The organism is Microbulbifer maximicatervae (SeqCode), assembly GCF_052467825.1.
On record NZ_CP174327.1, the window covers coordinates 5,021,141 to 5,033,259 of the forward strand.

At 46.8% G+C, this 12,119-nt stretch carries 4 protein-coding genes; 1 reads left to right on the forward strand and 3 read right to left on the reverse strand.

The features are described 5' to 3' along the window. Positions 1–284 precede the first annotated feature (284 nt). Positions 285–680 carry a hypothetical protein gene (locus ACJJII_RS22065; RefSeq protein WP_444917756.1) on the reverse strand — a complete coding sequence of 132 codons (396 nt, stop codon included), beginning with the start codon at positions 678–680 and terminating at the stop codon, positions 285–287. Continuing rightward, positions 674–7,060, reverse strand: coding sequence for an RHS repeat-associated core domain-containing protein (locus ACJJII_RS22070; RefSeq protein WP_444917757.1), 6,387 nt, complete (start codon positions 7,058–7,060; stop codon positions 674–676). Before ACJJII_RS22070 ends, ACJJII_RS22065 begins: the two co-directional genes overlap by 7 nt. 1,589 nt (positions 7,061–8,649) lie before the next feature. Here ACJJII_RS22070 and rdgC point away from each other — a divergent pair. Next, positions 8,650–9,642 carry a recombination-associated protein RdgC gene (gene rdgC / locus ACJJII_RS22075; RefSeq protein ID WP_444907720.1) on the forward strand — a complete coding sequence of 331 codons (993 nt, stop codon included), beginning with the start codon at positions 8,650–8,652 and terminating at the stop codon, positions 9,640–9,642. A gap of 60 nt (positions 9,643–9,702) precedes the next feature. Here rdgC and gnd read toward each other — a convergent pair whose 3' ends face one another. Beyond that, positions 9,703–11,223, reverse strand: a complete 1,521-nt coding sequence (gene gnd / locus ACJJII_RS22080; RefSeq protein ID WP_282932002.1) for an NADP-dependent phosphogluconate dehydrogenase — start codon at positions 11,221–11,223, stop codon at positions 9,703–9,705. Between the last annotated feature and the right edge of the window lie 896 nt (positions 11,224–12,119).

A 12,119-nucleotide genomic window follows, 5' to 3' on the forward strand; every position in this document is an offset into this window, starting at 1 on the left:
TTGCAGCCAGCTAGATAAACGCTGGGTACACGGCATAAGCGACTGTCGACGCTACCTTTCTGTGACACCCTACTAATTCCGCCCTTCAGCACCATCATTCCCCCCAGCTTTCCCTAAAATCACAATTTTTAAATCCAAAGCTGAATTCTTGACTCATTTATTACGCTCTAGCATCAAGTCAAGAAAAATAGCCGCCAGGGAAAACACCTGCATTATTACTTGCACTTCTACCCAATCTTTGGGTGCCCTGATTTGTTCTTCCATGGGCTCTTTTGTGCAGCAGCTCACCTTTCAATCAAGAAGTATGCTAGAGAAAACATACAAATTACAGGAACCAATAAGCTCAGCATTCCACCCACATATCCAGAGGGTTTACAGAGAACAACCTTTTTCTCAGCTAAAAAAACCTTACTGCGACTTCGAATAGAAAAAAGTATATAATTTACCAAAAAAACAGCAATGGAAATTAATACTGCCGAAAATTTGGTAACACCAGAAAAAACCTCTCCTATCCCTAAAAAAATATGAGCAAGCAAAACTCCGTTTATAAAAAGGGCGATCTCAAAGAAAGAGAGGGACAGGCAGGCATAGTAATGATTATGCCTGCCCACACCATTGATTTTTTGGGATAGAGCAAAAAATTTAAAATAAAAAGAATTAAGCATATTTTGATCTAACAATTCTCAGTATACCAGCACAAGAAATCTGTCCCAGGTTTGACAATATAATCATGCACTCCAGGAATATATTTAATAGCTGCTGATGTTCCACCATAGCTAACAGCACCAACTGCACCCACAGTGCCCCCTGCAAACCCTGCTATACCAAACGCTAAGTCAACGCCTGCATTAAATACACCAAAGCCATTCCCATTACTTAAGGCCTGACTACCATTCCAAAGTGAAATAGCAGTACTGACATAAAAAAGTCCTGCACCCGCATGTTTTAGTGCTTGGAGACTTTTAGAAGTATCTAATGCATTTGCAACAGGAAATGGCGTCCATTTTTGTGCTCTAATATCATCGATACCATTTACACCACTTCTATTCACGAGTGAGGTAATTGCAGCCACTCCAAATAGCTGTGCGGCGCCAATCGTAGGATCTGCAATAGAAACACCTTTCTGAAACCCACCCCATGGGCTCTTTTGTGCACCAATCTTAGGTTTCCCAAGCTTAATGCCTCCAGGTGTAAGGCTTGTCGGGTTCCCAAAGGGCAGCATAAGGGGCTTAATCGGTTCAAACTCTGTTGCCCCAGAAGCTATATCGGCCCATATCTGATCTATAACGCTAGGAATACGGACTAGGTTACGCGCATTCCATACATAAGTATTTCCATTAATTACGGTCGTCCCCCAACTATGAGGCTCACCCCAAGACAACAACGTCCAACCTTCAGTGGCAGTAAGGGGGTTGCCAACAACTTCCACTTCAGATTCATAAGTACTGCTACCAGTGCCACAATCTGCTTCACAAGGAGGGGCATCATCACTCGCAACAAATCCCGTAGGATCCGTATATTGCAGTGGATTATTAAATACATAGCTGTAGCGGTTCCAGCTCTGGCTGTTGCTCGGTGCCTGCACTATGGGGTCGGGGCTAAGAAAACGCCCCAAAGTCGGATCATAGATGCGCCCGTTCATATGGATCAAGCCGGTTCTGTCCAGGTGCTCGTGGCCGGTGTAACCGCGCTTGGTGCTGTAACCCTGGAGCAGGAGCAGCTCCGCTAGTTGGTCCTGGGTAATATCCCCGTTCCAATCCACCTTCCTGCGACTGCCATGCGGATCAAAGCCCATATTCAGGATGACGATACCTTCGGCATCGGTAATCTTTTCAATAGAGCCCTGGTGATCTCGGTGCAAATATTGAAATTCGCCGAAGGTACCGCTGAGGTCTGTAATGGCCACATGCTGGACCGCACTATCTAGGCTAACCCGCTGGATTTTCTGGATTGAAGCATCGTGCAGTGGCAGGGTTTCTTCAAATCCACCAACAATGAAAACCTTTTCGGTTTTTAGCTGCCCATCCTCCATCCAGCTGGATTCGCGATAGAAGCGTTGACCATTCGGGCCATACCTGAAGCGATCTTTGGCAGTGGGTGTGGCATCGCCCTGAGTGCTGCCTAGCACGATCTCAGTTGGTAGTTGCCGGGCGTTCCAGCTGATCCATTTATCGTCGCCACTAGTGGCATCGTAGTATTCGATAGCACCATTCAGGTCATAGTGCAGGCTGTGGGCCACACCATTAATGTTGACGGTGCTCACTGCATTGGGGCCGGCATTACCAAACTCGCCATACTGGTAATCCGACACCTGTCTATCACCACTATTTGATGAGGTTTTAGCAAGGATATTACCCAGGTCATCATACTGAGTCCTCAATACCCGACTGCCACCCACTGTCAGGCTCGCATCAGTGAGGCGATTGAGGTTGTCATAGCTAAACTCCTCATGCTTCTCAATAACTCCAGCACTATTCATGGTCAGGCGGCTCTCCAGGGCGCCGTTACTTCTCCAGGTATATTCATTGTTTTGAATGCGACCGCTATCGGTATTGATTACCTGCAGGCTGCCAGTTTTGGGATCATAGGTGCGACTGGTAACAAGACCATTGCCATAGATCTCAACTTCGGCCTGTCCACGTGCATTGACGGTGTCAAAGCGCTTAAATGGATTATTGCCTGCGGCATTGTCACTTAGGCTGGAGATATAGCCCTGACTATTGAACTGATGATAAGTGGCAATGCCATTAGGATAGGTAACCCGCTGTAAACGCCCCTGTCCGTCATAACCATACTGATGTTTGAATTGCCTGCTCTCACCACCGGCGATGAGGTTGGTGGTGATAGTTTCCAATTTACTGTCGCTGGCATAAATGTAGGATTCGGAAAATACCACCTCGCCATATTCACTATAAGTGCGGCTTTTCAGGAACCCCTTGGCATTGGCCGCATCGTATTCCCATTCCGCCGTACCTTCTTCGTCTACCTGCTTTAATAAGCGACCCAGTTTGTCATATTCAAGGGTTGTCTCCTGACCCTTATTATCCTTCTGCCACACCAACTGCCCCAGAGCATTGTAAAGGCTATGTACGGTACCTAGATTGGGGTCGGTCATACTGGTGCGATAACCAGCACGATCCTTCTGGTACGTGGACTCAGTACTGGGATCGTCAAGACCATTACTGCCGAGAATCACACTCTTTAGCAAGCCGCTACCATCATAGGTAAATCGGCTATGCACCCTTTCTCCAGTTGCATCATCAATTGTTTTTTCCAGATCCCCTGTGAGGCCGTAGTAACTCTGAGTTACATGGGTAGCCGCTGGATTGCCGAGGCTATCTGCCACGTGGTCAGTCACTTGCACCATTACCTGGCGATCCGTTGCTTTAGGCACATAATCTACTTTGACAATACTGGTATCGGGCTTGGTAATGGTCTTAACCCGATTTCTTTCGTCATACTGATACTGGGTCAAGTAACCAATGCCGCTGGGATAGAAGAAGGGCTCAGTAACAGAGAAAAGTAAACCGCGCTCATCGTATTTATACTGCTGGCGCGATACCTCAGCTCCATCAAAAGATTCTGTATCTTGTTGGATCAGTCGGCCCAATAAGTCGTAGTACTGTGTCGAGGTTGGTGTGATTAATGAACTGGTTTTTATCCAGTACCCAGCTTCCATATCTCCGCTCACGGGGCAGCTACCAGCGCCACAGAAACCGTAGTCGGTATTAAAGGTTACATTGTCTGCATTAACGGATTTAGTCTCACGACCAAATGCATCATAAGTCATGGACGCGTTACGACCATTAGTATCGGTCACACTACTCACAGCACCAAAGCGAGGATCATAATCCACAGTGACTATGTGATTAATCTCGTTGGTTAATGACTGAGGGTAACGCTTATCAATAAAGTTGGATACTGAAAAACTGCGGCTGGAGATATCCAAGCGATCATCTGCCTGGTCCGGTGCACTGACCGTCTCTTCCGACAAATTACCGTTGGCATCATACGAGCGGGTAATGGTTAACTCATATTGATTGTCGTCTGGATATTGAGTGATCACCCCGGCCTTATTGCTTGAGCCATAAGGTGCGGCAATTACGGTTTTCACCCTTTCCGGTGAAGCCGTGATACCCCCTTTATATTGGCTTACCTCTTCAGCCTCCACAAAACCAATTAGCCAAGCATCCGGACGATGATAAAAACTCCTAAGAGATCTGGTGCTGCGCTGGGCTCCACCGGCAGTAACCTGTAAGTCGCCCCAAACACTTTGGCTCGAGTTAACCGACGCGGAAGTTACCGCCTGCTGCAAAGATTCAACACTTTCAATCAACTCCCCCACATTGCCACTGCCAGACTGGTTATATGGTAACCAGGAATAATTGCTGGTGGCGTACTGATAACCAATGCTCTGCCCACCTTCAAGGACAGTGTCCAGGCTAGCTTTGAGGTAAGGGTAAAGCGTGCTGTTGCCATTGAGTGCAATAGACGCGGTATCATATTCAAAGGCCTGCTCTGTCAGCTTTTCACTATGAGAGGGGAAGTGACCCTTGTACTGATACAGACGGGCAACCGAGCCGAAATAAGGGAAATCCAGGCGATACTGACGGTAAGTCGTTATATCAGAAGCAGTGTCGTAGGCTCGTTGCGCGTAATAACCAAGAAACCCCCAGTGCTTGTTACTAACAAAACCACGCCCGGAATAACCGTAGCGGGTTATATGACACCCGAAGTCGTTTAAGGCTGTACAGCGTCCACTGAGGCCATTGGTTCTATGGAGCTCACTAACCAGAATGCGATCATTACCCTCTTCGTCAGGAAGTTCCTCCGCTTCCGATACATCAGGTGCTATCGGCTGGCCAAATGGCAGCTCATCAAAAAGGTCGGTTTCACTAAGTTTTGCATATCTGAAGTGAACATTCTGACCAACACCATCAACGACTTTGCTGACACCTGTTGCCGCAGTAATACCATCATTACTTTCCGAATCAGACCAATCAAACTCTAGGGGGTTTAAACAATCTCGACTATTGCCATATAGATCATAACCGCATAGTTGAATTTGATTTAAACGGCGGTAGTGAGAGCTACCATCGGAATTTGCTGGCTCCTCTTCAGAAATCAGTAAATATTCCCGTTGCAGGATATTATCGAGATGTACCCGGATATGGTGCAAAAGTACTAGCTGTTCCTGCTCAATCTCATCAGTCTTGAGAGGTATCGGCGGTGCGTCTGTGCGCGTGCCATATTGAAATTCAATTTTGGCATCACCATTGTTTCCGTAGAGAATTTCGAGAAGGTAGTTAATCCCCTGCACCGTATCCCGGTGGTATTTGTACTCCATTTGGTTGCCAAAAGCGTCGGTAACCTTTGAGAGCGACCAGCCGAAATGTGGAGAAAACGTACCTAATTGACCTGCTTTTAAGCGACTATCAGAATTGAATCCATATTGACTAGTGCGACCATCCGGGGCCTTCACTTCAAACCAGAGCTTGTCATCAGCGGTTTCTTTCAGTTCAATCAGCTTAAAGCTGTCTCGTAGAGTGCGATACCTGGCGCCGGCTTCCCAGTGAGTCCCAGATAGCAACACAAGAGGTTCTCCATCCAAACAGATGGAGTCACTGGCATTTAGTGAGATCTTATCGGTATCGGGGCGCCCAGTTACGCAACGGCGGATTGAACTCAAACCACCCAGACGCCATCCATATCCCATTGTATCTTCGGGTAGAGATTGATTATGCCTCTGACGATAGCGAGCACCGGAATAAAGAATAGATAGGTTTGGTACTAATCCATTAATACCTGGGGCTACCTGAAGGGGAACCCTAACAATAGCGTCCCCCTGTGGACTCACATGCGCACTATAGGGAATACTACCGGGTTGAGTCGCTAGAACTGTAGAAACAGCTGCTGGTTGGTCAATACCATTCAGATTGTGAACATCAATCCAGTTACTTTCAGACCAGATTGAAGGTACATTCTGCTTATACGCCCGGAGTTTATACTTGTATTTGTCCGGCTCCCCACCTTGATGCCGATATTTGCTAGTTTGAGAGAGTGGAACGTTGACCCAGCAAAAGCCGTCGCTTTCTTGGGTACAGTTAGCCTCCTTTCCGCTATAACGTGCACGCTTAAGCTCATAACTGGTCGCCCCCACGGGCGTATTCCAACTAATCTCATAGTCGAGTTTTTCTGCACGCGCCGGAGCAGTAATCTCGGGTGCAGCAGGCGGAGTGAGAGGGACATTTACGACAATCTCTTTTTCTGCCCAACCTATGCTGCAGCCTTTTGCCCCCGTAATACAGGCGCGTACACGAAACTTATAATTTCCACTATCCCCTTCTTCAAGTTCTATAAGCTGGGATGCAGACGAAACACTGCTGTTACTACAAGCAGAGTCTCCCCACTGGCCACCGGGGGGCAAACATTGAAACTCATAATGAGTCGCCCCCGACACAGAGGACCATTGTAAATAGAAGCTGCTATTAACTGGCTGAGGAACACTTGGGTCATAAATCGTGGCTACATTGGCAGGTGGCTTGGCTACCGTGATAGTCGGCGAATACTCCCAGCCACTATATTGATAATAACTCCCCGTCTTGGAATAAGCCCTCACCCTGTACTGGTATGAAGCATCAGACAGACCGCTTTTATCTCTTGAAAGGGTACCAGTTCCCACATAGGGACAAGAACTTATACTCTGCCAAGAACCATTAGTTTTTTGACACCACTGATAACCGGTAATCTTAGATGTGGAAGAACTCGAAGCCCCCCATTGAACTGTAAAAGCTCCATCACGATCTAATATCGATGAGTCAGTCGTACTAGATTTAAAGTTGACGGAACTGGAGGGGTTAGGTAGAAAAGCAACGTTAACGGTATGAGTTCCATCGCTAATAGTTTCTTGAGGTTTCCATCCCCAAGGCTCACATTTAATCGGAAAACTTTCGCTTAAGCTATAACATTCCCTCTGAACAACCTGTAACTCATAGGTGTAAACACCATTGGAGGATACCGTTATTGATTCAGAACCAGCATCATCATCATTTGGAAACACAAACTGTCTAGTAAATGACCCATTTTTCCGTTCTATAATTTTAACTACATCAATTTCCCTTAAAAAGGTAAAAGGTAGATCAACGGTATAGCTGACAGAATAGCTTCCATTATTGTTAGAATTTGACCCACTAACACTAGCAAACGAAAACTGTGAAAGTCCCACTAAAAATAAAAAAAACCAGCCTTTCCTTGTAAACATTATTCAATCCATGAACAGAAAATCAATTAACCCACTCTATCATTTTACAAAAACATAATAAATATCGAATAAATTAACTTTGCTCTTAAGCTCACATGAACAATTAACACTCAAATTTTAGCCTGACAAAACCAACCAAACTGTCAAACCTTACTCTGCGAAATATTTGACGGAATTCAATAATTTGTGAATATATGAAACCTCTTATCAATCCATGAATAACTCAAATAGGAAGGAACACTCCCATAGAAACTTGAGAGTGTGTGGCTTTTAATCCAAATCCATATTCTTGCAAGACATTTAGATCCTACTGAAATAAATCTAGTACTACACATGTCGAGACAATAATTACGTGACTTACACTAGTATCCTTTCGAACCACACCCCCAAATTTCACAGACACGAATACCAACCAAACTAAAAAGGCGAACAAAAAACAAGCAACCACTCACAAAATGAATAGGTTGATTCAAGAAACCAAAACAACATCAATCAAGGCTAATTTCGAGACTCTAAAAACAATAATTAAGATAATAAACTCAAAATCACTAGAACTAAGAACATTCGAAACCTGTAACCGAACCTAAAAAACCAAGTGATTATTGACTATAAAGACAAACTCGGCCAGCTGGTTAATAGCCGGCATTGACGATATAGATACTGCAAAACCACTATTAAATCTAACTCAACCGCAATTAATCAGCTATTAAAAATAGCTCAATTTTCACAATGTCATACCGATATCCACTGAATTTAAATACCAACCAAACCGACCCTATGTTTTAGATAAGAACCTATCATCACCATCCCTTGCAATTATATTTACAGTGCAATCTGGCACAGAGACCAAATCCAAAACAAAATGCCAGTATTATCGTGAAATTATAATTAGAAGCATTAATTAGATTGTCAACCAAGAAAATTCTAGCCCGACTCTACGGAGTATCTAATTAATTTTAAGAAAAGCCCTTTACGCACCCGCCCTGAGTATAGTCATTTCAGGAAGCACTGAGTTTAACATTATTGGCGGTGCACAGTCGCCTGTAAATAATACTCGCGGACCTCAGCCAAACACTCCAACCACCAACTCAACACTGGAACAATACCAATTTAACCATTAGCTTCGACCCGGAACCTGGTAACATCGCTAAATCCTTACCCAGCTAGCTGTAGTCAAGCACTCGACGATATTCTCAAGCAGTCCCCGTTAACTAAATCTACCATTATCGATCGAACAAATTTTAATCGCATTGTTAGGGGAGGGTGTCCTGGTACTTAATAACAAATTAAAAATCCCTTCAATTTAGTGTTAACAGGCTCTAGCTGCCCCGCCCCGGTTTCCGCATAATGCAGGCCGCACTCGCAACTGAAAACAGATGGCCTGATGTATGTGGTTTAAAAACCTCCGTATTTATCGTTTGACGAAAGAATTTTCCCTGGATGCTGAAAAATTGAACGAATTGCTGGAGCCCCATGCATTTGTTCCCTGTGGCAGTCAGGACAGCACTCGCTATGGGTGGGTGCCTCCACTAGGGCGCCACGGCAGCCAGTTGGTGCACGCAACGAATGGCTACCTAATGGTCTGTGCTAAGAAGCAAGAAAAAGTGATTCCTGCTGCGGTAGTCAATGAGAAAGTTGAAGAGCTGGCACAAGCTATTTCTGAAAAAGAAGCCAGGCAGGTAGGTCGCAAGGAGCGGCAAAACCTTAAAGACGAGATTCTCCTTGAAATGCGCCCCAAGGCATTCGCTCGCTCCCGTCTGCAATATGCCTATATTGCACCTCAGGATGGTTGGGTAGTGGTTGACGCCTCTTCTGCCTCCGCCGCCGAGGAACTGCTGGAGAACCTCCGCGAGGCTATCAGTAGCCTTGCCGTGGTACCACTCTCCGCTAAGAACCTGCCACAGCAAACGATGACCCACTGGCTCAGTGCCCCTGAAGCACCGCATCAGTTTGATTTTGGCCACGAATGCGAGTTGCGCGATCCCAAAGACAGCGGCAGTGTTATCCGCTGTAAAAACCAGGACCTCTGTGCAGAGGAAATTCACAATCACTTGGTGGCGGGACTACAAGTGCACAAGCTGGGGCTGACCTGGCGTGGGGGCGTTGAATTCCTGGTGGATGACCAGTTGTCCCTAAAGCGTATCAAGTTCAGTGACGAGCTTCTGGAGAAGGCCGATAGTGCCGATGCAGAAAGTGCAGCCCAGAGATTTGATGCAGATTTTGCGGTGATGACTCTGGAGATCTCAGCCCTGACCAAAGACTTGCTCTCCGCCTTCGGTGGCGTAAACACCGAGTCGGCTAGCGTTGAGGAACTGGTCGCCAAAGCCAGCCGCCAAGAGGCGGAGGCCCTGGCCAAAGAGGTAGAAGAGGTCGTTCTTTAGGGAACTCACATTGTGATGCGTACCTGAAAGGCACGTATCACCTGCCCCCTACCCCACCAATCAGATCTCAACCATTGGGCGGCCAGGTTCGGTCCACTGGACGTGGTACTTGCGCTGCTCAGGCTGGTCCACACGCGCAAAGGTATGGGCTCCAAAGAAATCACGCTGTCCTTGTAGCAGGTTCGCCGGCAGCGACTCGGTGCGGAAGGCATCGTAGTAATTGAGCGCCGATGACAGGGCCGGCACCGGAATACCATTCAGAGTGGCGCTCGCCACCGCTTGGCGCCAGTTGGCCTGGTGATCGGCAATCTGCTGGGTGAAGAAATCATCCAGTAGCAAGTTGGAAAGCTTGGAATCTCGATCGTAAGCATCGCTGATAGATTGCAGGAACACTGCTCGAATGATGCAACCTGCACGCCAAATTCTGGCAATTTCAGAGAAGTTCAACTGCCATCCCTGCTCTCGCGCAGCCAACTTCATCAAATCGAAGCCCTGGGCGTAAACACAGATTTTTGCGCAGTAGAGAGCGTCGTGCAGCTGTGCAATCACCTCTTCCCGTTGCTCTGGAGCCACTGGTGTCAACTCAGGCCCTTGCAGCTTCTTCGCTGCGCGGGTGCGCAATACCTTCCGGGTAGATAATGAACGGGCGTAAACCGCTTCGGCAATACTCGGGGCCGGACAGCCCACTTCCAGGCTGCTCATGGCTGTCCAGAGACCAGTACCTTTTTGCCCTGCACGGTCGAGGATAACGTCTACCAGCGGCTGTTCTGTCACGGAGTCCAAAGTAGAGAGCACTTCCGCACTGATATTGATCAGATAGCTGTTCAGCGGGCCTCGGTTCCACTCGCGGAATACTTCTGCAATTTCCTCTGGGGCCATACCCAGCGCCGTGCGCATCACATGGTAGGCCTCACAGATCATCTGCATATCGGCATATTCAATACCGTTATGCACCATCTTCACATAGTGGCCTGAGCCTATCGGGCCGATATAAGCCGCACAGGGCTCACCTTCGCGAACCGGGTTGCCAGGCTCAAAGCGCTCAATCGGCTGGCCGCTGGCTTTATCCACTTTGGCGGCAATAGCATGCCAAACTGGCTCAATACGACTCCAGGCATAACGGTCGCCGCTGGGCATGAGGGATGGCCCAAAACGAGCACCCACTTCGCCACCGGATACTGCGGTGGTGAAGAAAATCAATTTGCCTTCATACCGTTTAGCCCGCTCTACAGAGTCGGTCCACAGGCTGTTACCAGTATCAACAACGATGTCGTCAGCCTTCAAGCCCGCATCGAGCAGCTTGCTGCATACGTCATCAACGGGGGCTCCAGCCGGAACCGAGAGAATAATCAAGTGCGGGGCTTTAACCTTCGCCAACAGCTCTGTGTAAGAGTTGCAGGCTTCAACACGCGCAGGCAGGTCTCCACGCTCTTTCTTGTCCTGCTCCAGCAGCGCATTCAGCCGGTTGTGATCCAAATCAAAGGCACAGACCCTATAGCCATTGTCGGCCAGGTTCAGGATCAGGTTCTTACCCATCACACCGGCGCCGATAAAGCCAATATCGCACTGTGAATCAGACATCAAGTTCTCCATATAAAGACAGGGGGCTTTCAAGGGCGCGGAGTATAGCAATATGAATCTGGAGCAGGGAGAGCAAAAACCAAACAAAATTGCCCAGAGGGCAGCAAATACAGCCTACAAGGTGTAGAAGCCGATAGCAGGTGGTCCGCTATGGGCAAATACTCCCGACCTGGCGCATCTTATCTTTTGGTGCCAGCTGGCAATTCAATTGCCCCGACACCAGAGCTCCATAAATTATTTCAAGTCTATGATGCTTAATAAGAAAAGCTGATAACGAACTGTAAGAGCAAGGACATATCCGCCCAATACGCTAATTGGGGAAATCGCTTCCGATGAGGCTGAGTTTCCTAACGATAACGCAGCCGGTTTCCCCATGTACCGTAAGTGGCACTATCATTACTAACCCATAATCCTCCATCACAACTACTTAATCTGCCTATAAATCCATTTTATCGATTAAATTGAATTTTTAACTAAATCAAGGCATGTGAATTTTAATAAAGTAAAACCCATATTCTTTGGAAATTTGACTGAGAGGGATGACCTTGGACACCCTACTTAACTGAGCTTACTAACAAATGAAAGCCAACAATAAAATAAACCATAAAATACAATCAATCCATTATTTGGCCTTCCAGGATTTATCGCCGATACCTCGATACTGGCATTTCAATATTCGCTTCACTACAGCAAAGCGTAAAATAAAAGCTCTTAACCTTACTGAAAGCAAGAAGTAAACGATGAAAATAAATTGATTTTTTCAGCAAGATGGATCCTCACGATTTATCCTATAAGTACATGAGCAATACCATGGTCATTAAAAATAGACTTATTAAGACGACAGCCGGTGAATATACTGGAGACCTCATAAGACCATTGAATCAGCCAAATGGAAA